The organism is Jeotgalicoccus huakuii (assembly GCF_036665975.1).
Classification (GTDB): domain Bacteria; phylum Bacillota; class Bacilli; order Staphylococcales; family Salinicoccaceae; genus Jeotgalicoccus; species Jeotgalicoccus marinus.
In genome coordinates this window covers 1-24,947 of the sequence record NZ_JAVIYN010000003.1, presented here as the reverse complement: position 1 = coordinate 24,947, position 24,947 = coordinate 1, and the positions used below count along the sequence as shown (strand labels likewise).

Sequence of the window (24,947 nt, the reverse complement as noted above, 5' to 3'; positions counted from 1 at the left end):
AAAGAGCGGCCAGTATTGGTAAAAATGAATTAAACATTATGGAGGAAATATTCTTATGAAAAAGGTTTTAGCATTTGGAGCAGTTGCAGCAGTTTCAACTACTATTGCATATTCGGCAGAAGCGGCGTCACACACAGTAGAATCAGGTGACTCATTATGGGTACTAGCAGAAGAGAACAATGTAACAGTTGAATCACTTAAAAAAGATAACAACTTAACTTCAGATATTATCGTTCCTGGTCAAGTATTAGAAATTGATGGAGATATAAAAACTGAAGCTAAAGAAGAAACATCTGACAAAGACAATAAAGAAGTAAAAGATAAATATGTAATTGAAGCAGGTGACACACTTTTTGATATCGCTGTAGAATTCGATGTCTCTGTAGCTGAACTTAAAGAATGGAACAACCTATCATCAGATATTATTTTTGTAGGTAAAGAATTAGTTGTTTCCGCTGATGCAGCACCAGATGCAGCAACTCCAGTTGCTGAACCAGCAACTGAGGTGGAAGAAGTTGAAGAAACAACAACTAATGCGCCAGCTGAAGAGGTTCAAGAAGAAGAAGTTCAACAACAAGTACAACAACAACAGCAGCCACAACAACAAGCACAAAGTACAAATACAAATAGCGGCTTAAACTGGGGTGCTTTAGCAGCTTGTGAATCTGGCGGAAACGCGAGTGTCGTAAGTGCTAATGGTCTATATCACGGCCTATACCAGTTTGATGCTCAAACTTGGCAGTCAGTAGGTGGTTCAGGTGTTGCTTCACAAGCATCTGCTGCTGAACAAACACAAAGAGCACAAATGCTATATGATCAAAGAGGATCATCACCTTGGCCTGTATGTGGTTCAAGACTATAAGATAAAATCAACATCGGCACTCCTATAGTGTCGATGTTTTTTTGTGGTAAAATTAAGCCAATAGATTAAGGAGGGTTCAGTATGCTTGAACTGGTGAATTTATCTAAACATTTTGGCAAGGTTAAAGCAGTCAAAGACGTATCGTTCACTCTATATCCTGGAGAAGTTTTTGGTTTTATCGGACCGAATGGAGCGGGGAAATCGACGACAATTCGTATGATTATTGGTGCTTTGGAACCAACGAAAGGTGATATTCTTTTCAATGATAAAAATATTAAGGAAAATAAAAACTATATTGAAAAGATTGCATACGTTCCTGGGGATGTCAATCTGTGGGGAAACTTAACAGGTGGTGAGGTCATCGACTTCATGATGGCTGCTAAAGGCTATCATAACGATGACAGAAAAGCGGCATTAATTGAACGTTTTAGATTAGATATACATAAAAAATGTAAGACGTATTCCAAGGGAAATAAACAAAAAGTTGCATTAATTAGTGCTTTTCTCAGTGATGCAGATGTATTTATCTTTGATGAACCAACTACTGGTCTTGACCCATTAATGGAGCGAGTGTTTCATGAAGAAATCATCAACTTAAAAAATAATAACAAGACCGTCTTATTATCGAGCCATATTCTTTCAGAGGTTGAAAAGCTTGCGGATCGTATTGCTATAATCAGAGACGGTAAAATCATAGAAGCTGGTACTATGAATGATCTTAGGCACATTACTCGAGTAGAATATATCATCGAAACTGATGATAATATTGATGCGTTAAAACATCAAAAATTTATTCATGATTTTTCATCTGACAGTGATGGTTACCATATGTTCATCGATAATAATGATATTCCTCAGTTTTTAAGATATTTGAAGATCTATAATCTCAAATCATTAAAAACAACACCACCAAAACTTGAGGATATCTTCATGAGATATTACGAGGATGCAAAATGACATATTTTAGATTGATCGGACGTAATGTGCGTTTTCAGGTCTTCTTATGGCTTCTGATTTTATGTGGTATCTCACTGTCGATACCCAGTGTATTTAACACACTATATGGGACTGAAGAAGAACGCTTAGGTATGAAAATGACCGTTGATAACCCTGCAATGGTGGCCTTAATTGGACCGATTCCAGAGGGGGATTACACATCACCGGTAATGTTTGCGCACCAAATGTTGTTAATTATGGCAATCTTCCATGGTCTGTTTAATATTTTAATCGCAAACGGAATTGGGAGAAAAGCAGAGGAAGAAGGTTTAACGGAATATATTCTAACGACAGGTACGAAGAAATCGACGATCATCAGTTCACAAATCATGTTAGGTATCATAATCAATATACTTGTCTGTTTTATCCTAGTTGTCGGATTACAACTTATCAATGTTGAAGGATTAAGCTTACCTGGAAACTTATATTACGCACTAGGTCTGAGCTTATTTGGACTCTCATTCTTTGTACTGACGCTTTCTTTCGGACAATTATTCCAAAGTGCAGATCTAACATTTGGTCTGACACTCACCGTTCTCCTTGCTTTATACCTGTACAGAGCAATGACGGATGTGGTGGATACAAGATTTTCTGTAATCTCTCCTTATCACTGGTTGTCTCGTATAGAAGCCTATGGTATAGAATCATCTGGACTATGGCTCATGCCATTCTCAATCGTCATTCTATTAGTGGCCTTAAGTTACGTATTGTTTTACAAGCGTGATTTAGGAAGCGGTTATTTTAATATCGATAAAAAACCGAAGGAAAGAAAAATCTCAAGCTACTTTAGATTAGCCTTCATCAATAGTAAGGTCTTGATGATGTCATGGATAGTGGGTCTCTTTATAGTTGGTTTATCTTACGGTTCTATTTTTGGAGATCTTGATCAAGTCATCGGTCAAAATGATATGCTTAAAGCCGCATTTGAAGGTCAAGATGGCACCATGTTTTTTATAAATTTACTATTTATAATCTCTGCACTAATTGCGACGGTACCTGCCTTAATGGTGAATGGTAGATTTTTAATAGAAGAAAAATCAGGACGTTTAGAGATGATGAACGCGGCGACGTTAAATAATAGAATTTCACTTACAACGGCATATTTAATACACTGGTTTTACGCGAACTTAGTGGGTATTTTGAGTTATTTACTGACCTTAGTTGGAATGTATTTAGCTAGTATTAATGTGACAGGACTAGAGCTCACAGAAGTCGATTACATTAAAGGACTTATTAATTACAGTGCTGCAATGGTATTTATTATAGGAGTCTCTTCATTACTCATTGGTATATATGCTAGACTTCATATATTTGTCTGGATATATCTGGCATATATATTCTTGGTTAATTATTTAGGAAGTTTGATTGACTTAAATGAAAACTTCTTAAAACTGAGTCCATTTTATTACTTGAGCGATGTTCCTATAGAAGGTTTAGATGAGTTAGCAGTTGTAATTGTTACAAGTCTAGGTATTGTGATGATGCTTATCGGTTTAATATGTATAAGGAAACGGAATCTTCTTTGACACTAAAGTACAATGTGATACAATACATTTAAATAACATTTACCACTAGGGGCGCCAATTGGCTGAGATAGTGAAAACTTGTCCCTTTTTACCTGATCCAGGTTATGCTGGCGGAGGGAAGTGCGAATAAAATGAATACAGCATTCGTTTTGATAAGCCCACTTCTTTTCAGGAAGTGGGCTTATTTTTTAGGAGGAATCTAATAATGACTTTACCAACTGCGTTAACAATAGCTGGAACTGATCCAACAGGTGGGGCAGGTGTCCCTGCTGATATCAAGGCATTCTCATCAAGAGATGTATACGGCATGGCTGTTATCACCTCACTTGTTGCACAAAATACATTAGGCGTTCAGGATGTCTATAACGTACCGATAGATTTTATCGAAAAGGAACTTAAGAGTGTTTTTGATGATCAAGTGCCAAAAGCAATGAAAACGGGCATGATTGCTGAAGCGGATATGATGACCTTAATTGCAAAATACATAAGAGAATATGATATTCCTTATGTCATGGATCCTGTGATGATTGCAACAAGTGGGGACCGTTTGATGACCGCAGCATCGATGGATACGCTCATCAATACACTCATTCCGCTCGCTGATATTGTGACACCAAATCTACATGAGGCAGAGGCAATTACAGGACAGAAGATAGAAAACACATCAGATATAGAACATGCTTTAAAATTCATCGTTGATGAAATGGGGGCCAAAAGTGTCATTATTAAAGGTGGTCACTTAGACGGCGATGCGACAGACTATATGTATGATGGGGAGCGTATTACGACACTATCTAGTGAAAGAATCGACACAGATCAAACACATGGTACAGGATGTACATTTTCAGCGGTACTTACTGCAGAGCTCGCTAAGGGTAATACTAAGGAAGATGCGTTTAAAACAGCGAAGGCGTATATAACAGATGCTATTAAACATGCACCTGGTATCGGGCAAGGTAGTGGGCCGGTAAATCATTTTTCATATAAAGGAGAATAACAATGATTGAACTCTTAAGACGCATTAATCCACTCGTTCTATGTATTACCAATGATGTAGTAAAACCATTCACTGCAAATAGCCTACTTGCACTCGGTGCATCACCAATTATGAGTGGCGAGAAGAAGGAGATGGCTGACATAATTAAGCATAGTGGCGCTGTACTCATCAACATAGGAACTTGTAGTGAAGATAAAATCGAACTCTATGAAACAGCGGCAAGAGAAGCGAATCAGAGTCAAGTACCTCTGATTATAGATCCTGTTGGATATGGTGCTTCCACTTTTAGAAGAAACGTCATCAACCATATATTAGAAAACCATAAGGTCGATTTAATTAAGGGAAATACAGGAGAAATTATGGCCTTAGCAGGTTTAGATGTTGAGTCTAAAGGCGTGGACTCTATTGCAGAAGGTAAAGCAGAAGAAATCGTTAAAGTTGCCTATGATAAATTAAAGGTGCCAATTTTGGTAACCGGTGAGACCGATGCATATACCAATGGTGAAACGATTATTTCTATGAACAATGGTCATGAATTCCAAGAGAAAATTACAGGATCAGGCTGTGTTTTAGGTGCAATTTGTGCATCATTTTTAGCAGTCGACCGAACCCAAGATGCTATTGTTAAAGCAGTGAGCTTATATAACATTGCTGCAGAACAAGCTGCTTTAAGTACGTCAGGACCAGGCATGTTTCAAGTTCAATTGATTGATGAAATGTATAAATTCTCTGAAGCGGACTACCAAAAATCTAAGGTGACTGTGCATGAATAGATCGGTATTAAGGTTATATCTCATCGCTTCATCTTCGAGCTTTAAAAACCCTTTAAAAGATTTAGAAACTGCCTTTAAGGCAGGAGTGACGTGTTTTCAGTTGAGAGAAAAGGGAGAAAATATTAAAAGTGGCGAAGATTTAATTCAATTTGCGATGGAGGTAAAAGACCTGTGTCAAAAATATAAGGTCACTTTTATAATTAATGATGATGTAGAGCTTCAGAGAATTGTAGACGCTGACGGTGTGCATGTCGGGCAAGCTGATATCAATCCTAAAGATTTACCAGCATTCTTAAATAATAAAATCATCGGCTTATCTGTCGGTAATTTAGAAGAACTAAAACAGAGCGATTTGAGTCGTGTTGATTACTTGGGATGTGGGCCTGTTTACCCGACCAGTTCTAAAGATGATGCTGGTCAAGCCATCGGTTTATCTGGGTTAAAGGAAATTTCAAAAAAGACAACCTTGCCGATAGTGGCTATCGGTGGCATTACTGTAGATAATTTTAAGTCTTGTTTGTTGAATGGTGCAGATGGGATTTCTGTGATCTCTGCAATTACTCAGTCAGCTAATATTGACCAAACAGTGACACAATTTCTCTCCTAACCTTGTGAAAAATTAACCATTTACATTGAAATTGGTTTTTATACACTTCAATATATGGTACAATCTTTTTTATGCGAGATATTATTTGAGGTGAAGAAATGATTAAAAAATGGCTATTTCCTGCTTCTATGATTTTAGTCTTATTCCTTGCAGGATGTGATTATTCTCAAGAAGAGAATAGAGACGGCTTCTTCTATAACACATTAGTTAGCCCAATGGATACATTATTACATTGGCTAGGAGATAACTTAGATTACAATTATGGTTTAGCAATCATTATTATTACATTGATTGTTCGTCTAGCAATCTTCCCGTTCATGATGCGTACATACAAGAATCAGATGATGATGAGAGAAAAAATGAAGATCGTCAAACCTGAGATGGAAGAAATTCAACAACGAGTTAAGGTCGCTACGACTCAAGAGGAGAAGATGGCTGCACAGCAAGAAATGATGGCATTGTACAAAAAACATGATATCAACCCCTTAAATATGGGTTGTCTACCGATATTAATTCAAATGCCAATCGTTATGGCCTTATACTTTGCACTTAGATTCCCTTCAGAAGGTGGGATTGAAGCACACCCAGAGTTCCTATGGATGGACTTAACGCAAACAGACTACTTCATGGTTGCAATTGCAGGTATTGTATATGCAGTTCAAGCATGGATTTCAATGAGATTTGTACCAGAAGAACAACGTCAACAAATGAGACTATTTATGTTTATTTCACCGTTGATGATTATCTGGATTTCAGCAATTTCTCCTTCAGCCTTACCATTATATTGGGCAGTTGGTGGTCTATTCCTAATCTTCCAAACTTGGGCAGGTAATACTTTCTATCGTAAGAAAGTACATGAAGAAATGGCACCAATTATTGAAGCACATGAGAAAGAAAAAGCTGAAAAGGAAAAACGCTTGAAAAACTCAAGAGTTAAACCTAAGAAAAAACGTAAAAAATAATTGTTAAAATAAGAAAGCCGATGTATGAATTATAATTCATACATCGGCTTTTAGTGTTATAGGATTGGTGATATGAGATTGGCTAAGCCTTCTTTTAACTTAATCCATAAACCTCTATCATCATACTTTTCTTCAGTTAATATTTCACAATACTGAATATCATTTTCGAATATGAGACGATGCTTTTTAGCTTCTTCCTTATCATACATAAATGCATTGACTTCAAAGTTTAAGATAAAGCTTCTGTTGTCAACATTAGTCGTACCCACAGATACAACTTCATCATCAATAATAAATACTTTTTGATGTAAGAATCCTGGTTGATACATGTAGATATTTGCCCCCATACGCATCAAAGCACCAACATTTGAATAAGTTGCCCAGTAAACAAAGGGATGGTCTGGGAAGCTTGGAATCATGATGTATACTTTGATCCCTGCTAGAATGGCAATTCTTAAAGCTTCCATTATTGACTGATCTGGAATGAAATATGGAGATTGAATATATATCGTATCTTTCGCGTTATAAATCATTTTTAAGTAACCATATTTAATTTGTTGATAGTTCTCATCTGGCCCACTTGAAGCAATTTGCATCGTCGTGTCACCAACAGATGGTAGCTCAGGAAAGAATCGCTCAGTATTGTGCATATTATAACGTGTATCATGAGAGTTCCAGTCTAACATGAAACGAATCTGTAAAGATTTCACGGCATTACCTTCGATACGTAAGTGTGTGTCACGCCAAGCACCCATTTTAGGACTCAGCCCGATGTACTCATCACTGACGTTTGACCCGCCGATATAACCGATACGTCCATCGATAACCACAATTTTCCTATGGTTTCTGTTGTTGATACGTGGGTTGATGAGTGGTAGTTTGCTAGGGAAGAAAGCCTCAACTAAACCGCCTTGCTCTCTTATATCAGAGAAATTTCTTAAAGATAAAGACCGTGAGCCTATATCATCGTATAGTATTCTCACAGAGACGCCTTCTTTTTGTTTCTTTAAAAGTGCTTTATACAAACGGTTCCCAATACCATCGAGTTTGAAGATGTAATATTGGAAATGAATGTGATCTTCTGCATCATCTATATCTCTGATCATTTGGTCAAATTTGTCATTCATGTTGGTATAGGTTGTCACATCATTGTTACTTGTGACAAAGGACTGGTTGTTATAAAGGAGCATATGTATTTGTTTTTTATGCTTCTCTGCGGTGCTATTAGAAAAGGATAGGTGATTCTCTCTGATTTCCTCTAGTTGTTCACTGACTAAGTGTTCGAGACCAACCTTATCTTTTTCATCTATTTTAAATATTTGTTGTCGATAAATCGTTCTACCAAAAAGTATATATAATAAGAAACCGACAATCGGTAGGAAGAACAGGACGAGCATCCAAGCCCAAACACTTTGTGCACTACGTCGTTCTAAAAATATTAGACCAATGGCGAGTAAGAAGTTTACAAAAAATATAATAGCAGTAATAACTGTAAACACCACTTGGTCCGTTATATAAATGTCTGTAAACGGAATATACATGCTTGAATCCCTTTCTAAAAAATAATATAAAATAGTTTTGTAATAAGTCTGTAATATTTTCTCTCTGAAAAGTATAGATAATTATATTATAAAGAAGTACAATAAAGTTAGCTATAAAAAGGGAGTGTCCATATGCGCAAAAACGACACAAGTAAAGTTAAGGAAGTCGTCCAGATGCTGCATGAACTCGGTGTGAAGGTCTCATCTTCGAAATCTCGTTTTGAAATTATGAACCGTATTGCTAACAAGGAACAACTTAGACTGAAAGAAAATAATATTTAAAAGAAAACTGCTGTAGATGCATAACGCCTCCACAGCAGTTTTTTTATTTTAATTTTGGACCGGATAGGTGATGGAAGTACATACTTAAGAGTACACCAACTGCGACCATGTTCGACCAAAGTCCACTACCACCATAACTTATAAACGGTAAAGGTAATCCTGTAATTGGTACAAGCTGAATCGTCATACCGATGTTCTGGAAGATGTGGAAGACCAAGAGTGCAATATAGCCGATTATAAAATAAGATGCAAAGCTATCAGTCGCTTGAAAAGCCATACGAATCAAATGCATAATCAACATAAATAAAATCAGAATTACAATAGTTGATCCTATGAATCCGAACTCCTCGCCGATAATCGTAAAGATAAAGTCTGTGTGATTTTCTGGAATATATATAATACCATCTGTATAACCTTTACCAGTAATTCCACCTGAACCAATTGCAATCAGTGAATTGGTCAATTGGAAGCCACTGTCTGATTGGAAGGCCTCAGGCGTTAACCAAGAATAGATACGCTCGAATTGATAGGGGTGAATACCTAAGTATTTCTCAAGAATATCTGGACGGTAAAGTATGCCTAAGATTAATGCAATTCCAGTCGTTGCAGCAACAGTAAAAGTTGGAATGATGAGCCACCAACTAATACCGGATACAATGACTAAGCCGAGGAAAATTGCAATCATCACGAGTACAGTACCCATGTCGTTTTGTAGAAGAATTAAGATCATCGGCAACACTGAAACTAAAATTAATTTGAGCAACAATCTTAAATCCATGGCCAGTGTGTCGGTGAGCTTGTATTTATTGTGCTGACTAATCACGTAAGCCATCGTTAAAATATAAATGATTTTAACGAACTCTGAAGGTTGGATGCTGAAGAACCCGAACTGATACCAACTCTTAGCCCCGTTAATAATCGGTGTAATTGATGAGACTGGCGCAATATATAGGATGAGTAAACTCAGGACGCCTACTGTATATAAGATCCAAGTATAGGACTTTATTAATTTAAAGGGGATACACATTAAGCCGAGTGCTATAACAAAACCGAGTGCGTAGAACATGATTTGACGCGTACCAAAATCTGTACCGTACTGACCACTCGTCATCGCAGAATGGATGGCAATCACACTGACAGTTGCTAATAACAAGATTAAAATGATTAAAATCCAGTCGACGCGTGCGAATATATTTATATTTTGTCGTTGATATTTATTATTACTCACGTAAGTCACCTAATTCATATAGAAATCATGACATTTAGTATACAACTATTTTATAATTATATCAGTAAATAAGAAAAATTAGGATGAAGAAAATGATAAAAAGAACGTTTGAGCAAATCGCTTTGGCCTGTGGCGGTACATTAAATAAGAAGGCTGAAACTTTAAAAGATAATTATATCGAGGGTGTCTCCATCGATACACGCACAATTGAAACAAATAACTTATTCATTCCGTTCAAAGGTGAAAATGTCGATGGTCATCGTTTTATAGATATGGCTTTTGACAAGGGTGCAGCGCTAACCTTAAGTGAACAAGACGATATGGAGTCGAGTTATCCTACTATACTTGTTGAGGATGGATTAAAAGCCCTTCAGAAGATTAGCCAGGTATATTTGAATGAAATTGCACCGAAGGTTGTTGCTGTGACAGGGTCAAATGGTAAGACGACGACCAAGGACATGATTGAATGTGTCTTAAATAAACGGTACAAGGTGCAAAAAACAATCGGTAATTTTAATAATGAAATTGGTATGCCATTAACGATCTTACAGCTTGAAGCGGATACTGAGGTTTCAATTTTAGAGATGGGGATGGACCGACTAAAAGATATTAGTTTTTTAAGTCAGCTTGCAAAACCAGATATTGCAGTGATTACTAGTGTCGGTGAATCCCATATAGAAATGTTAGGTTCTAGAGAAAATATTGCTAAGGCAAAATACGAAATAGTTGATGAATTAAAAGATGAGGGTACATTCATTTATTCTAAAGATTATCCACTCTTAGAAAACATCGTTAAAAAAGATGTACCATATACATTAAAAACAGCTGGTTTAAATGAAGAAAATGAAGCGTTGATTACGGATATCAGCGCAAATGGTGAAGGTACGCAATTTACATTTAAAGGCGAAGTGGTTTCGATTCCTCAACTTGGTGCCCATAACGCACTGAATGCATCACTCGCTATTTTAGTTGCTGAAAGTTTAGGTGTTAGCTTAGCTGAAAGTAAAGCAAATCTGGAAAACTTAAAAGTGACAACAATGAGAATGGAACGTATTGAGGACAAGAGTGGTGCTCTAATTATTAATGATGCATACAATGCATCTAAGGCTAGTATGATCAGTGCAATTGATACAATGAGTCAACTCGACTACACCAACAAAATTCTAGTGCTCGGTGACATTCTAGAACTCGGTAGTTATTCTAAGGAACTTCATGAGGCAGTTGGGCACTTCATCAATGAATTGCCAACAGACTTCACCTATATATATACATTCGGTGAGCATACAGAGTACATTCATAATATTTTAGAGACTAAAAACAAAATGCATATCTGGACAATTGAGGACTTGAGAGATCAGGTGACAGAACATCTAAATAAAGATACAGCAATCTTACTAAAAGGTTCTAGGGGAATGGCCTTAGAAAGGGTGATACAAGATCGCTAAAGTCGGCATCTTATTTCTACATGGCTATACAGGTGGGCGTTTTGAATTAGAGCCAACATTTAAATATTTAAAAAAGCGATATGATTTTGATTATGAATTTCCTGTGTACCCAGGTCATGGCTACACTTTAAGCTTAGTGGGCCTAGCTGGTGATGATTGGTATCAAGAAGCAGAAAAGGCGTATTTTAATCTAACTAAGAGAGTGGATGAAATATACATCATTGGCTACTCTATGGGTGGCGTCTTTGCATCTTACCTCGCGCAAAATTACCATGTTGATAAATTAATTTTAATCGCACCGGCCTTCGATCACACTAAAATTTCAAAGTTGCATCGTTTAAACCTCTCATCAAGTGTTGTGAAGGATCATTTGAGATATAATATGATTAGAAGAGTGAGTCCACGATTAAAAAATATCCCACTTCGAGCGATGAATGAATTCGTCAAAATAGTGGAAGCAAAAACTGGTGATTTAAGAAAAGTGACATGTCCTGTTATATTCATACACGGCAAGATTGATTTATTAGTGCCTTATCAAGCAAGTGTAAAAGCGCATGAACAAATGCCTAACTCGCAATTGTTTTTACTTGAGCATGGGCCGCACCTATTGATGTTTACAGAAGAGAAGCTGCTGGAGGCCAATATTTTAGTCGAGCGTTTTTGCTTTAAGGGTAGTCAAGAAAAGAGCTTGTGAATTGAGGCGTGAAGTGTTACTATAGAGAAGTTGTACATGCGAGAAATGAATAGTCAAAGGAGACTAAAGTTTGAAGATTTTTAAAGAATTAGGAATCAGTGATGAGACAATACAGGCCATTACTGATATGGGGTTCACTGAACCTACTCCCATCCAGGAAGAAAGTATTCCATTAGCATTAGAGAGAAAGGATATCCTTGGGCAAGCACAGACTGGTACTGGTAAAACTGGTGCTTTCGGTATCCCAATCGTTGAAAACACAACTAAAGGTGCAGGTACTCAGGTGATTGTTCTAACACCGACAAGAGAGTTAGCTGTACAAGTAGCCGATCAGTTAAAGGCATTTGCTAAGAGAAAGAAATTAACGACTGCCGTTATTTTTGGTGGTATGAGCATTGAACGTCAAATCAAAGATTTGAAGAGAAAACCGGAGATCATCGTCGGAACGCCAGGACGTATGATTGATCATATTAATCGCCGCACACTAAAATTAGAAGATGTACAGACACTTGTTTTAGACGAAGCGGATGAAATGATGAACATGGGCTTTATTGATGATGTTAAATTCATCATGAGTAAAGTACCTGAAGAAGGCCGTCAGACACTTCTATTCTCTGCGACGATGCCACGTGCAATCCAAGACTTAGTGACACGTTTTATGAAGAATCCGACAGTTGTGAAGACGATGAATCAAAATAACTCAGATCCTTTAATCGATGAGTTTTATACAATTGTTAAAGAGTTAGAGAAATTATCTGTATTTACATCTTTCTTAGATGTTCACCAACCAGAACTTGCGATTGTTTTTGGTCGTACAAAACGCCGTGTTGACGAATTAACAAGTGCATTAATTGCCAAAGGTTACAGAGCTGAAGGCTTGCACGGTGACATTACACAATCCAAACGCCTTGAAGTATTGAAGAAGTTTAAAAACAACTCTCTCGATATTTTAGTTGCAACTGATGTTGCAGCAAGAGGTTTAGATATTTCAGGAGTATCACATGTGTACAACTTTGATATTCCACAAGATACTGAATCTTATACTCACCGTATCGGTCGTACAGGTCGTGCAGGTAAAGAAGGTATGGCATTAACTTTCGTTAACCCAATTGAGATGGATTTCTTACGTCAAATTGAAAACGATAAGAAAAAAGCAATTCGTGCCCTTCGTCCACCAAGTAAAAAAGAAGTGGAAAAAGCACGGGAACAAGAAGTCTATGAAAAAATTGGTAAATGGTTAGAAGAAAATAATAACCAACATACCGGAGAAATCGCTGAAGGTCTTATGACTCAACATGAGCCTAAAGCAATTATTGCAGCACTAGTTAATGAGCTTCTGTATTCTAAAGAAGATGACAATATTCAATTGTCATTTGAAAAACCACTTTCTCGCAAAGGTCAAGGACGCAGAGGCAAACCAAATTATAGTAAAGGTAACCACAGAAGTGGTAACCAAAGACGTGGTAGAGACAACTTTAAATCACGTGGCAGCAAAAACAACAAACGCCAAGGACAAGGCGGACGTACAAGTAAACAAGGTCGTGTATTTAAAGATCACGAAAGATAAAAACGTCAGAGCTAGGAATCTCAATTTCCTAGCTCTTTTTTCTATTTTGTGACTGTTGTATTATAGAAGTAAATAAATTTTGGATGTGTTAGCGATGATACAAATGGACAAGCGTGTAAGACCCTACTTAATGATTAAAGCCTTACTCACTTGGATGATCGTATTACTAGTGCTTATTGGTGCATCAGTAGGTGTCTATTTTCTAGATTGGCCAACTTGGTTGTACTATATATTTTTAGGTATCATAGTCCTTTGGCTAGTAAGCTTTGTAATATTAAGGCCAATCATATATTCACGGGTGACTTCTTATCAGTTACATGAAGATAGAATCGTTGTCCGTCAAGGATTTTTTACAGTGAAAACACAAATGATCCCAATTAAACGCGCACAAGGTGTGACGTTCAACAGTGGTCCTTTATCTAGAAAATATAATTTAAGTATCGTTGAAATTAAGACTGCTGGTACAGGTATAATGATGCCACCACTCAAAATTGAAGAGGCGAGATCCTTAAAACAAAATATAGTTGATCTTGTAAAGGGGGAGTCTAGCGATGTATAATCCTCAGAAATTACACCCTGTTGCATATTTAGGCAGTGTCGTTAAAGGAATTAGAAATATGTTCATACCGACACTGATTATTTTGTTTAATATGAGAGAAGAGCTGTTCTCAGGTACAGTCAGTCCAAAATTATTATTTAGTGGTATTGGTATTCTAGTTTTAGTATTTATCTTATTAACTGGTTATGATGTGATCAATAAATACCGAACTAGATTTTGGATTGAGGATAATAAATTTGTTTTTAAAGACGGTGTCATAACAAGAAATGAGAAAGATTTAGACATCAAACGCATTCAGTCTATTGATTTTAATGAGCCATTTTTCCAAAGGATTTTTGGTGCCGTTCAGCTTGATATTTTAACACCAGGTGATGGCATTAAAATTGATACCATAAAAAAATCTCAAGCAAGAGAAATACAAAGTGCAATCTATGAGGAAAAAGAAGAGAAAGAGGAAGTGACATCACTTGATGAAACAGAAATCAATATAGGTGATGCGAGCCCTTGGCCAAGAGAAACTGCAACTAAAAGTATTGAAAGCTTTGAAACGATTAAAAAGATGTCCTTTAAGGAATTATTACTCATGGCAATGACGAGTGGAGGCCTAGGTGTCTTTGCTGCAATATTCTTCGGTTTAATTAATATCGTAGGTGGCGAAATTGTCATTGAGAATTACTTTGAATACTTCGAGGATATTATTAGAAGTGTTGTGCTGGCAGTCGTTCTTGCCTCACTGATCTTTGTCGTAATCGGTTATATTATTGGTACGACGATTATTATGGTTCGAAACTATGATTACACCTTGAAACGTTGGGGTGATGATCTGTCTATCGAATATGGGTTATTATCTAAGAAGAACAAGAGCGTGAATATAAATCGAGTACAAAATGTCGTTATTTCTGACAGTTTATTACGCCGATTAATTGGTTATTATGCACTGTCTGTTTCGATAACAAGTGATTCTTTAGAATCAGATGAGGTTGATGGTAAGGTTCAATTACTCCCATTCATTAAAAAGAAAGAATTATATGAGATAATAGGGGACATATTCCCAAACTATCATATGACCACGCCTAAAAGAGTAGTGCCGGTTCGATCTTATAGAAGATACTTCCAATTTACGATTCTGTTTTTCTTAATCGCGGTGGGCGTACTCGCTTATTTCTTCCACGATGAGTCATTCATGACCTATATCTATATTGGTGCGGTAGTACTCTTAGCTATCTTTGTAATAAGTGGTATTTATAGTGCTAAGAATGTTGGTTATACCATTTATGGAGATGAAATTAACATGATGACGGCATCAGCCTTTACGCGTCGTCACTTTGCGATTAAGCATGATAAAATTATAGATACAACGTATCGTAGAAACCCGTTCCTGCACCGAGCAGACCTCGGGCATATTGAAGTGTCGACACCGGGTGGTGTACTAAGTTCGTCAGCGGAAATTAAATTTATCGAAAAAGATGATATCGAGAGAATATGGAAATATATAGAGAGGGGGACTGATGATGAAGCGGATATCACCGAAAGCAATCAAACTATGGAGAATTCGAGCACTGATTAATGCAGGAATTTGGTTTGTGATTGCTCTAGCAATAGGTATTGCTACGTTCTTTTTCGACTTTATACCTTGGTGGATCTTTTTAATACCAGTCGGTCTCGGCCTCTTGGTTCTATTGATTAGTGCATGGATTACGCCGAAATTAAAGTACAAATACTTCCGTTATCAAGTGTTAGAGGATGAAATACGTATACACAGCGGTATTTGGTTTAAATCAGAAGTTTCAGTACCATTATTTAGGGTGCAAAACATCGATACGACGGTCGGTCCCATTATGAAAAAAATGAGTTTAAAAGGTATTTCCTTACAAACATCGGCTGAAAGATTATATATTCCTGAGTTGGAAAATCAAAAGGCTGACGAACTCCGAAGTGATATTCGAACGTTGATCAATCGAAATAGTCAACAAAAAAATGCAGGTAATATTTTATGATAAGTGGACTTGGAACAGATATAATTGAACTTTCTAGAATTCACAAGGTCAATAAGGATGATCGATTAGCTAAAAGAATTCTAAGTGATTTAGAATTTACGCACTATCAAACAATCAATAATTTAGATAGAAAAACTGCTTACTTAGCGGGTCGTTTTGCTGTTAAAGAAGCTTATAGCAAAGCGCTCGGTACAGGTATTGGTAAGGCAATTAGCTTTAATGATATCTGTTGTATAAATGATGAACAAGGTAAGCCGATGATTAAAGGTGACCCTAACGTCCATGTTTCAATCTCTCATTCTAGAGATTATGCGGTTGCGACGGTGATTATTGAGGAGGAAAATAGATGAGTGATAGGTACTATAGAGATACCGTACTCGACGTTGATTTAAGAGCCATAGAAAAAAATTATAAGGCGATTCAAGCAAAGAATCATGACAAAACGTTTATTGCAGTCGTTAAAGCTGAAAGTTATGGCCTCGGAGCTGAAGTTGTGGCTAACTTTCTTGCAGATGCGGGAGTAACATTTTTTGCTGTTGCCACACTTGATGAGGCAATTGCTCTAAGAATGCACGGTATCAAAGAGAAGATTCTCGTGTTAGGTACGATTAATCCTGAACAGATTAACAAGGCAATCCAGCACCGAATTGCAGTGACTGCACCAAATTTAAATTGGGTTAATGTTGCGATTGATAATGTAGATGATAAGTACGATAAATCGGTATGGATTCATATAAAAGTTAACAGTGCCATGAACCGTTACGGAACTGATGATATTGATGAAATTTCAGCAATGATTAATCGCATTAATCACTTTGAGAGTTTTATTTACGAAGGTATATATAGTCACTTTACCTCTAGCGATATTGAAGGTCCTGAAACACTTGAAGAATTTGAGAAGTTTAAAGGTATTGTTCAAGCTGTCGAACAGCCTACCTATATTCATATGAGTAATTCTGGTGGAGCTCTACTGTTAGAAGAAGACTTCACAACCGCTGTAAGAAGTGGTATTTCTTTATATGGATATTACCCAAGTGATTATGTTAAAAACAATACATCTGTGAAGCTGATTCCTTCAGCTCGACTCACAAGTGAAATTTGTGGGTTACATCAGCTTAAAGCCGGAGATAGTGTAAGCTATGGAAGAACTTATACAGCAAATCAAGATGAGGTCATTGCGACACTACCAATCGGTTATGCAGATGGACTAATGCGCCAACATCAGGGCTATACAGTACAGTTGGGAGACGGGGGAGAATGTCAAATCGTCGGCACAATTTGTATGGATGCTACAATGATTAAAGTACCCGATGGTACTGAGTTAGGGCAGATCGTAACAATTGTTGATGATAAGGCAGATTCGAAACAGTCCTTAGAACAGTATAGTGAATATGTCAATACAATTACTTACGAGTCACTATGTGCCTTTAGTAAACGATTACCACGTAGGTATAAAAATGAGACTGAAACATTTATTCTAAATGAAGTCATCAATTGATATTCAAGCGTAACATGGCATTAAGAACATCTAAATGTTATGATGAGAAGTAAGTATGATATAAATGTATTTTGGAGCTGAGTGTATTGATGAATTTATCAGGATACAGCGATTTGGAAAAGGACTTAGTCATAGGATATATAGAAATGGCTGAGCTTAATTTGATGATTGCCCAGGAAAGCTTCAATGCCGAAAGTGAAGCGTACCGGATCAGCTTAGGAGAGTCTAAGCGTAATGGCGCAGCATGCAATGACAGAAAAGATGGTGAATAGATGAAAAGAGGAGAAGTGTATTTAGCTGATCTTTCACCTGTGCAGGGTTCTGAACAAGGGGGCAAACGCCCTGTTGTTATTATCCAAAATAATGTAGGTAACCTTCACAGTCCAACTGTGATTGTTGCCGCCATTACTGGTAAGATAAACAAAGCCAAGATACCTACACATGTTGAAATTTCCAAGGAAAAGTACAACCTTGACATGGATTCAGTAATACTGCTCGAACAAATTCGAACGGTGGATAAAACCCGTTTGCAAGAAAAACTTACATATTTAGATGATGAAAAAATGCTAGAAGTTACAGAGGCTCTAAAGATTAGTTTAGCGCTTGAGCCGAAGAGTAAGAAGAAAAAGAAAAAATATAAGAAGACTGCAAACTAGACTTTTGTTATCAAAAGTCTTTTTTAAAATAGGAGGTGATCGTTGTGACATATATTGATGACTTAGTTGAAGATTATAAGACATTGATAAGGGAACATCTAGAGTCAAAGGATGATGATGTACTTTATAATAAAGCGCACGACTTTAGTGAGCGCGCGATTGATATGGATATATCACCTGATGAAATGATTGCTTTACATATTGAACTAATTGATGTGATGGAACTTAATAGTTACACCTTAATTAAAGATTCCCTAGAAGTCCTACAAGAAGTGATGATTCGTTTTGGTTTTACATACAAGGACTATAAGGCCATGCTAAACAAGATGGAACGCCATGACCAAGAAATGGATGTCGCTGCTAGTTTACAAGAGACGATGTTAAAAACGTCTATACCTGTTATGGAAAACGTAGAACTCGGTGCCATTAGTGTACCTGCTAGAAAAGTGAGTGGAGACTACTACAATATTATTGAACACGCTGATGGTAAATTAACGTTCGCGGTAGCGGATGTCATCGGTAAAGGGATTCCTGCAGCGATTGCTATGTCCATGCTGAAATTTGGGATGGATTTAACATCTTCATCGAACCCACCCTCACAATCATTACAACGTCTCAACCGCTTAGTTGAGAAAAACGTGAATAAAAATATGTTCGTTACGATGTTTTACGGTCTTTATGACTTTAAAAAAGCTAATTTATGTATCTCCAGTGCAGGTCATGAACCTGCATTCATTTATCGTCATGAAGAGGATGTTTTTGAAGAGTTAGATGGTAAGGGCTTGGTACTTGGTGTTATGCAAGAGGCGGAATACGAGGAAGTATCTACTGACTTAGCAGTGAATGATATGTTATTTGTCTTTACCGACGGTGTATCTGAGTTAAGAAAGCATGACGGTTCATTTATCGATATGGAAGATATTAAAGATATGATTCGAGAATATAGAGATCAGCATCCTCAAGATATAGTGCAGTACATCTATGAGAATTTAACCCGTATGCGTCATCAAAGCTATAGAGATGATTTAACGATGTTTATTATAAAAAATAAAAAATCTTAGTAAGTTTCAAATTTTATGTTTTAGGGTAAAAATATGGAGCCATACTTTTTACAAACGAATCGAATGGAGTGCGTACATAATCATGAACATTAGTATTGATGTGACAGAAAATAAAGATGAATATCTAGTGACTGTAAAAGGAGAGTTAGATGTTTATACCGCGCCTGAACTCAAGCAGGTTTTTGAACCGATCGCAGCTACCGGAGAACACAATTTAATTGTAGACTTAAGTGAATTAAACTACATGGACTCTACCGGTCTAGGTATTTTTGTTGGAACTTTAAAAGATTTAAATAAGCATAACAAGGAGCTCCATGTACTTGGAGTAAATGATAGAATCATGAAACTCTTTGAAATTACTGGTTTACGTGACTTGATGTATGTAAACAAGAATTCGGAGGTCGAAGAATAATGACGCGCGAATATGATTTTATAGAAATGAAGTTTCCGTCGAACCCTGAATACGTTGGTTTAATCCGTCTAACCTTATCTGGTGTGTTGTCAAGAGCTGGTGCAACTTATGATGACATTGAGGATTCTAAAATTGCCGTATCAGAAGCAGTAACAAATGCTGTTAAGCATGCTTATAGTGCAGATGAAGCAGGAGATATCTCCGTTGGCTTTGCTGTATTTAATGATAAGGTTGAAATTATCGTTGCTGATAATGGGCAAAGCTTTGATTATGAACAGATTAAAACAGAGCTTGGTCCTTATAATGAAGATGATAATATTAACTATTTGAGAGAAGGTGGGCTTGGGCTTTTCCTTATTGAAACTCTCATGGACAAGGTGACATTCAAAAAAGAACCGGGTGTTACAATTAGCATGACGAAGTATATTAGCGAAAGTCAGGTGCAACCGAATGGAGAAGCAATCTCAAAATAAAAATTACGGACTGCCACCTGAAGAGGTTAACCAGCTTATTAAAAGCTATCAGGAAAATGAAGATCAGTTAGCTCAAAGTAAACTGGTCGATAACTATACGAAACTAGTTGAATCTTTAGCTTTTCGATATTCAAGAGGGCAGTCTCATCATGAGGATTTAGTCCAGGTCGGCATGCTTGGCCTACTCGGGGCAATTAAACGTTTTGATACGTCTTTTGACCGTCGTTTTGAAGTCTTCCTAGTACCGACCGTAGTCGGGGAGATTAAAAGGTATCTACGAGATAAGACATGGAGTGTTCATGTTCCAAGACGTATAAAAGAACTCGGCCCCAAAATTAAAAATACGACAGACCAACTTACAAATGAACTGGAGCGTTCACCGACAATTTTAGAGCTTGCAAACAAATTGGAAGTGACTGAAGAAGAAATATTGGAAGCAATGGAAATGGGTCAAAGTTATAATGCATTAAGTGTCGATCATTCAATCGAAGCGGATAAGGATGGCTCAACAGTTACCTTGCTCGATGTAATGGGTGAACAAGATGACAATTATGACTTGGCTGAAAAACGTATGATTTTAGAGAAGGTTTTACCGATTCTCTCAGATAGAGAACAGGAAATTATTCATTCTACATTCATCGATGGGCTCAGTCAAAAAGAAACTGGAGAACGCATAGGCTTAAGTCAAATGCATGTTTCACGTTTACAACGTTCTGCAATTAAGAAGCTGAGAGAAGCAGTCAAAGAAGTAGAATAAATTTACTAAAGCCCATCTGTATAGATTGGGCTTTTTATATTAGGAGATTATGTATATGACAGAGGAACTCATTAAACAGATTAGCCAGAAGATGAATATCAATCAGCAACCTATTGAAATAGTACTTGAACTCCTGGCGGACAAGAATACCGTCCCTTTTATTGCGCGTTACCGTAAAGAAGCTACAGGGGGACTTGATGAAGTTGCGATTAAAGAAATTGAAACAGAATATTTATACCTAGAAAACTTAAACAAGCGTAAAGATGAAGTCATACGTTTAATTGACGAACAAGGCATGTTAACAAAAGAGCTACGTGAAGAAGTATTAAAACAGACCAAACAAAGTCGTGTGGAAGACTTATATCGTCCTTATAAACAGAAGAAGAAAACCCGTGCAACAGAAGCGAAACGTCTCGGCTTAGAACCACTGGCTAAAGAAATATTAAAAGGAGATACTGAAGATATACAAGCACTTGGGGCAACTTATCTTAACGAAGAAGTTACTACAGCAGATGACGCAATTCAAGGCGCGAAAGATATCATTGCTGAAATGATATCTGATAATCCTTATTATCGTTTGCATATTTTAAAAAGTATTAAAGCAACTTCGAGTCTTGTATCGACTGTGAGAAAAAATGCAGACGATCCTGAAGGTGTCTTTGAGATGTATTATGATTATACGGAGCGTGTGAAAAATATTGTACCTCACCGTATTCTTGCCTTAAATCGGGGAGAAACATTAAAGGTACTCAGTGTGAAGTTTTCTCATGACAACGAGAAATTTATTGAGTACTTAAGTGGAAAAGTTATTAAACATGGTGCTAAGACGGCTGACCTAATAACTGACGCAATTGAAGATAGTCTGAAGCGTTTATTACTACCTTCACTTGAGAGAGAGATCCGTTCTGATTTAAAGGAAAAAAGTGAAAAGCACGCTGTTGACGTCTTTGAAGAAAACTTAAAACGTCTTTTATTACAACCACCGCTAAAAGGAAGAATTATTCTCGGTTTAGATCCTGCCTATAGAACAGGTTGTAAGCTGGCAGTCATTGATGAGACAGGAAGTTTTTTAGCTAAAGATGTTGTTTACCCACATAAGCCTGTAAATAAAAAAGATGAAGCGAAGAAAAAGATAGTTAATCTAATTAAACAATATGATGTGTCTTTAATTGCTATTGGTAACGGGACCGCATCAAGGGAGTCAGAGGAATTTGTCGGCTCACTCATCAGTGAAGAGAATTTAGATTTGAGTTATATTATCGTTAACGAAGCAGGGGCGAGTGTGTATTCAGCCTCAGAAATAGCGAGAGTAGAGTTTCCTGACTTTAACGTAGAAGAACGTAGCGCGGTGTCGATTGCGAGACGTGTTCATGACCCGCTTAGTGAACTTGTAAAAATTGATCCAAAATCAATTGGTGTTGGGCAATATCAACATGATATTAATCAGAAATTCCTAACGGAATCTTTAGATTTTGTCGTTGAAACAGCTGTTAACCAAGTAGGTGTCGATTTGAATACAGCATCAGTGACGCTTTTACAACATGTTGCAGGGCTCACGCCGGCTATTAGTAAAAATATTGTCCTATATCGTCAGGAAAATGGTGGCTTCAAAAAGAGAAGTGAGCTGAAGAAAGTTGCGCGCTTAGGTAATAAAACCTATGAACAATGTGTCGGGTTCTTAAGAATATTCAACGGTAAAGAACCGCTGGATATGACTCAGATTCACCCTGAGCAATATAAAAAAACATATGAATTAATTAAAATTCTAGGTTTAACTATTGATGATTTAGGAACAGAAAAAATCCGAGGAAAACTGTCATCAATCAACGTTAGAGAGCTTGCTACAACATTAGATTTAGGTGTACCTACCTTGGAAGATATTATCGAAAGTTTGAAAGCACCACTTAGAGACGTACGTGATCAGTACGATACTCCACTCTTAAAATCTGATGTTTTAAGTATTGAAGACTTAAAATCTGGTATGACTTTATCAGGGACAGTAAGAAATGTAACAGATTTTGGGGCTTTTGTTGATATTGGTGTGAAACAAGATGGACTTGTTCATATTTCTCAAATTGCTAATAGATATATCAAACATCCTTTAGACGTAGTAAATACTGGAGATATTGTAGAAGTAAAAGTAATGGATGTAGATGTAAAGAAAAATAGAATTGCTTTAACAATGAAGGATGTATAAAAAATGGCGGGAAATCTATTTAAAGATTTCCCGCCATTTTCATATTTACTTTTTTACATGTTGTGGAAGTAATCAGGGTTTTCAAGATCTACATCATTGATGTCGATACCAAGTGCAGCTGCAACACCTTTACCGTAATCCGGATCTGCTTGGTAGCAGTTATAGATATGACGGTGTTTAGTACGTGTTGTTGTTTCAGCCATATCGTCAGCAGTATTTCTGAATAGACGTTGTTTCTCTTCATCAGACTGTAAACGGAAGAGTTTACCAGGCTGTTCGAAGTAGTTATCATCGTCATCACGGAAATTGTGCTCATAGATTGATGCAGTTTCAAGATCTAATGCAGGCTGTTTTGCGTCAGGATCCGAGTTATGCGCACCGTAACTGTTAGGATAGTAGTTAACACCAGAGCCCATGTTACCATCTACACGCATTGCACCGTCTCTAGAGAATGGGCAAACATTCGATGCACCTTTTGGTGAGTTCACTGGAATTTGGTGGTGGTTCACACCAAGACGGTATCTTTGGGTGTCTCCATATGAGAAGATACGACCTTGTAGCATCTTATCTGGAGAGAATCCGATACCAGGCACAATATTTGTTGGTGCAAATGCTGCTTGTTCTACTTCAGCGAAGTAGTTTTCAGGGTTTTTGTTTAACTCGAATTCGCCAACTGGAATAAGTGGATAATCACCTTTATACCATACTTTAGTTAAATCGAATGGGTTATCTGGATGAGTTTTAGCTTGTTCTTCAGTCATCACTTGAATGTAGACTTTCCATTTAGGGAAGTTTCCTTCTTCAATTGCATTGAATAAATCTCTTTGTGAAGATTCGCGGTCTTTACCAACAACTGCTTCTGCTTCTTCATTAGTATAGTTTTCAATACCTTGTTGAGTTCTGAAGTGGAATTTAACCCATACGCGTTCATTATCTTCATTAATCATGCTATAAGTGTGTGAACCGAAACCGTGCATGTTTCTGAAACCTTTAGGAATACCACGGTCTGACATTACTATAGTAACTTGGTGTAATGCTTCAGGAAGGTTAGTCCAGAAGTCCCAGTTACTTTCAGCATTTTTCATGTTTGTTTTAGGGTCACGTTTTACAACGTGGTTTAAACTTGGGAAAAGTTTAGGGTCACGGAAGAAAAATACTGGTGTGTTGTTACCAACTAAATCCCAGTTACCATCTTCAGTGTAGAATTTAAGTGCGAAACCACGGATGTCACGTTCAGCATCTGCAGCACCACGTTCACCAGCTACTGTAGAGAAGCGAGCAAACATCTCTGTTTCTTTCCCAACTTCACTAAAGATTTTAGCTTTCGTGTACTGTGTAATGTCATGAGTAACTTTAAATGTACCGAATGCACCTGAACCTTTAGCGTGCATACGACGTTCAGGGATAACTTCACGGTCAAAGTGAGCCATCATATCTAAGAAGTAAGGATCTTGCATTACAAGGGGACCACGAGGTCCAGCTGTCATTGTATTTTCACGATCACCAACGGGGTTGCCAAAAAGAGTAGTAAGTCTATTATCTTTATTAGTCATCAATAACTGCCTCCATTAATTAGAATTATTATAAATAAACTATATCAAGTATAAGTGTCAAAAGCAAGCTTCTAAACCGAAGTAAATGGATATCTTTACAAGTATTTTACATAAGGAAAACGTAGTGCTAATTCTTAATGAACATACTGTTAGGCAGACTAAATGAGAATTAAGTGATGCTAAAAAGTTACATTATATAGAAGAGAATCGATAAAAATATAAAAGATAAAATAAATTGTAAAGAATGTATTGACTTAATATAAGAATGTCTGTATATTAGTAAACGTTGTTATTTTAATAAATT

26 protein-coding genes and 1 riboswitch are annotated in these 24,947 nt (G+C 36.9%); of the genes, 23 read left to right on the top strand and 3 right to left on the bottom strand.

Going from position 1 to position 24,947, the window contains the following annotated elements:
* Positions 1-55 precede the first annotated feature (55 nt).
* From V6E76_RS02060 to yidC, 7 genes are all read left to right on the top strand, one after another.
* Positions 56-862 carry a transglycosylase family protein gene (locus tag V6E76_RS02060; protein WP_198687392.1) on the top strand — a complete coding sequence of 269 codons (807 nt, stop codon included), beginning with the start codon at positions 56-58 and terminating at the stop codon, positions 860-862.
* A gap of 81 nt (positions 863-943) precedes the next feature.
* Positions 944-1,819, top strand: a complete 876-nt coding sequence (locus V6E76_RS02055) for an ABC transporter ATP-binding protein (protein WP_026865990.1) — start codon at positions 944-946, stop codon at positions 1,817-1,819.
* Complete coding sequence (locus tag V6E76_RS02050) at positions 1,816-3,384, top strand: ABC transporter permease (RefSeq protein ID WP_026865989.1); 1,569 nt, start codon at positions 1,816-1,818, stop codon at positions 3,382-3,384. The genes V6E76_RS02055 and V6E76_RS02050 overlap by 4 nt, the downstream gene beginning before the upstream one ends.
* A gap of 37 nt (positions 3,385-3,421) precedes the next feature.
* Positions 3,422-3,520: riboswitch (TPP riboswitch) on the top strand.
* Positions 3,521-3,586: 66 nt separating this feature from the next.
* On the top strand, positions 3,587-4,381 hold the full coding sequence (gene thiD, locus V6E76_RS02045) for a bifunctional hydroxymethylpyrimidine kinase/phosphomethylpyrimidine kinase (protein ID WP_370545429.1): 795 nt from the start codon (positions 3,587-3,589) through the stop codon (positions 4,379-4,381).
* Between the two features lie 2 nt (positions 4,382-4,383).
* Complete coding sequence (gene thiM / locus V6E76_RS02040; protein ID WP_051220438.1) at positions 4,384-5,154, top strand: hydroxyethylthiazole kinase; 771 nt, start codon at positions 4,384-4,386, stop codon at positions 5,152-5,154.
* The gene (gene thiE / locus V6E76_RS02035) at positions 5,147-5,761 is read left to right on the top strand and encodes a thiamine phosphate synthase (protein ID WP_198687395.1); all 615 of its coding nucleotides are present in this window, start codon (positions 5,147-5,149) and stop codon (positions 5,759-5,761) included. Before thiM ends, thiE begins: the two co-directional genes overlap by 8 nt.
* A 98-nt stretch (positions 5,762-5,859) precedes the next feature.
* Positions 5,860-6,723: a membrane protein insertase YidC gene (gene yidC / locus V6E76_RS02030; protein WP_166626929.1), complete on the top strand. Its 864-nt coding sequence runs from the start codon at positions 5,860-5,862 to the stop codon at positions 6,721-6,723.
* 56 nt (positions 6,724-6,779) lie between these two features.
* Here the strand turns inward: yidC and cls are convergent, their stop codons facing one another.
* Positions 6,780-8,264, bottom strand: coding sequence for a cardiolipin synthase (gene cls / locus V6E76_RS02025; RefSeq protein WP_247348554.1), 1,485 nt, complete (start codon positions 8,262-8,264; stop codon positions 6,780-6,782).
* Positions 8,265-8,396: 132 nt separating this feature from the next.
* On the opposite strand from cls, the gene V6E76_RS02020 reads away from it, so the two are divergent.
* Positions 8,397-8,546, top strand: a complete 150-nt coding sequence (locus tag V6E76_RS02020) for an Lmo0850 family protein (protein ID WP_166626927.1) — start codon at positions 8,397-8,399, stop codon at positions 8,544-8,546.
* Between the two features lie 43 nt (positions 8,547-8,589).
* On the opposite strand, the gene V6E76_RS02015 is transcribed toward V6E76_RS02020, so the two are convergent.
* Positions 8,590-9,774 (bottom strand): FtsW/RodA/SpoVE family cell cycle protein, encoded by a 1,185-nt coding sequence (locus V6E76_RS02015; RefSeq protein ID WP_026867251.1) that lies wholly within the window; start codon positions 9,772-9,774, stop codon positions 8,590-8,592.
* Positions 9,775-9,866: 92 nt separating this feature from the next.
* Here V6E76_RS02015 and V6E76_RS02010 point away from each other — a divergent pair, with 92 nt between their 5' ends.
* From V6E76_RS02010 to V6E76_RS01940, 15 genes are all read left to right on the top strand, one after another.
* Entirely contained in the window at positions 9,867-11,219 is a 1,353-nt protein-coding gene (locus V6E76_RS02010; RefSeq protein WP_166626926.1) for a UDP-N-acetylmuramoyl-tripeptide--D-alanyl-D-alanine ligase, read from the top strand.
* Positions 11,212-11,913 (top strand): alpha/beta hydrolase, encoded by a 702-nt coding sequence (locus V6E76_RS02005; protein ID WP_371807500.1) that lies wholly within the window; start codon positions 11,212-11,214, stop codon positions 11,911-11,913. Before V6E76_RS02010 ends, V6E76_RS02005 begins: the two co-directional genes overlap by 8 nt.
* 70 nt (positions 11,914-11,983) lie before the next feature.
* Positions 11,984-13,480 (top strand): DEAD/DEAH box helicase, encoded by a 1,497-nt coding sequence (locus V6E76_RS02000; RefSeq protein WP_166626925.1) that lies wholly within the window; start codon positions 11,984-11,986, stop codon positions 13,478-13,480.
* Between the two features lie 103 nt (positions 13,481-13,583).
* Positions 13,584-14,039: a PH domain-containing protein gene (locus V6E76_RS01995; protein ID WP_166626924.1), complete on the top strand. Its 456-nt coding sequence runs from the start codon at positions 13,584-13,586 to the stop codon at positions 14,037-14,039.
* Entirely contained in the window at positions 14,032-15,606 is a 1,575-nt protein-coding gene (locus tag V6E76_RS01990) for a PH domain-containing protein (protein ID WP_247348548.1), read from the top strand. The genes V6E76_RS01995 and V6E76_RS01990 overlap by 8 nt, the downstream gene beginning before the upstream one ends.
* Positions 15,548-16,036, top strand: coding sequence for a PH domain-containing protein (locus tag V6E76_RS01985; RefSeq protein WP_240921843.1), 489 nt, complete (start codon positions 15,548-15,550; stop codon positions 16,034-16,036). Before V6E76_RS01990 ends, V6E76_RS01985 begins: the two co-directional genes overlap by 59 nt.
* Positions 16,033-16,386 (top strand): holo-ACP synthase, encoded by a 354-nt coding sequence (gene acpS / locus V6E76_RS01980; RefSeq protein ID WP_026867245.1) that lies wholly within the window; start codon positions 16,033-16,035, stop codon positions 16,384-16,386. Before V6E76_RS01985 ends, acpS begins: the two co-directional genes overlap by 4 nt.
* On the top strand, positions 16,383-17,534 hold the full coding sequence (gene alr, locus V6E76_RS01975; RefSeq protein WP_166626922.1) for an alanine racemase: 1,152 nt from the start codon (positions 16,383-16,385) through the stop codon (positions 17,532-17,534). Before acpS ends, alr begins: the two co-directional genes overlap by 4 nt.
* Positions 17,535-17,623: 89 nt before the next feature.
* Positions 17,624-17,806 carry a hypothetical protein gene (locus V6E76_RS01970; RefSeq protein WP_026867243.1) on the top strand — a complete coding sequence of 61 codons (183 nt, stop codon included), beginning with the start codon at positions 17,624-17,626 and terminating at the stop codon, positions 17,804-17,806.
* Positions 17,807-18,190, top strand: a complete 384-nt coding sequence (locus V6E76_RS01965) for a type II toxin-antitoxin system PemK/MazF family toxin (RefSeq protein ID WP_026867242.1) — start codon at positions 17,807-17,809, stop codon at positions 18,188-18,190.
* A gap of 44 nt (positions 18,191-18,234) precedes the next feature.
* Complete coding sequence (locus V6E76_RS01960) at positions 18,235-19,251, top strand: PP2C family protein-serine/threonine phosphatase (RefSeq protein ID WP_051220551.1); 1,017 nt, start codon at positions 18,235-18,237, stop codon at positions 19,249-19,251.
* Between the two features lie 82 nt (positions 19,252-19,333).
* Positions 19,334-19,663: an STAS domain-containing protein gene (locus V6E76_RS01955; RefSeq protein ID WP_166626921.1), complete on the top strand. Its 330-nt coding sequence runs from the start codon at positions 19,334-19,336 to the stop codon at positions 19,661-19,663.
* Positions 19,663-20,136 carry an anti-sigma B factor RsbW gene (gene rsbW, locus V6E76_RS01950; protein WP_026867239.1) on the top strand — a complete coding sequence of 158 codons (474 nt, stop codon included), beginning with the start codon at positions 19,663-19,665 and terminating at the stop codon, positions 20,134-20,136. Before V6E76_RS01955 ends, rsbW begins: the two co-directional genes overlap by 1 nt.
* Entirely contained in the window at positions 20,114-20,893 is a 780-nt protein-coding gene (gene sigB, locus V6E76_RS01945; protein ID WP_026867238.1) for an RNA polymerase sigma factor SigB, read from the top strand. The genes rsbW and sigB overlap by 23 nt, the downstream gene beginning before the upstream one ends.
* 55 nt (positions 20,894-20,948) lie before the next feature.
* Entirely contained in the window at positions 20,949-23,090 is a 2,142-nt protein-coding gene (locus tag V6E76_RS01940) for a Tex family protein (protein ID WP_166626920.1), read from the top strand.
* A 53-nt stretch (positions 23,091-23,143) separates the two neighbouring features.
* Here the strand turns inward: V6E76_RS01940 and V6E76_RS01935 are convergent, their stop codons facing one another.
* Positions 23,144-24,643 carry a catalase gene (locus tag V6E76_RS01935; protein ID WP_247348543.1) on the bottom strand — a complete coding sequence of 500 codons (1,500 nt, stop codon included), beginning with the start codon at positions 24,641-24,643 and terminating at the stop codon, positions 23,144-23,146.
* Positions 24,644-24,947 lie beyond the last annotated feature (304 nt).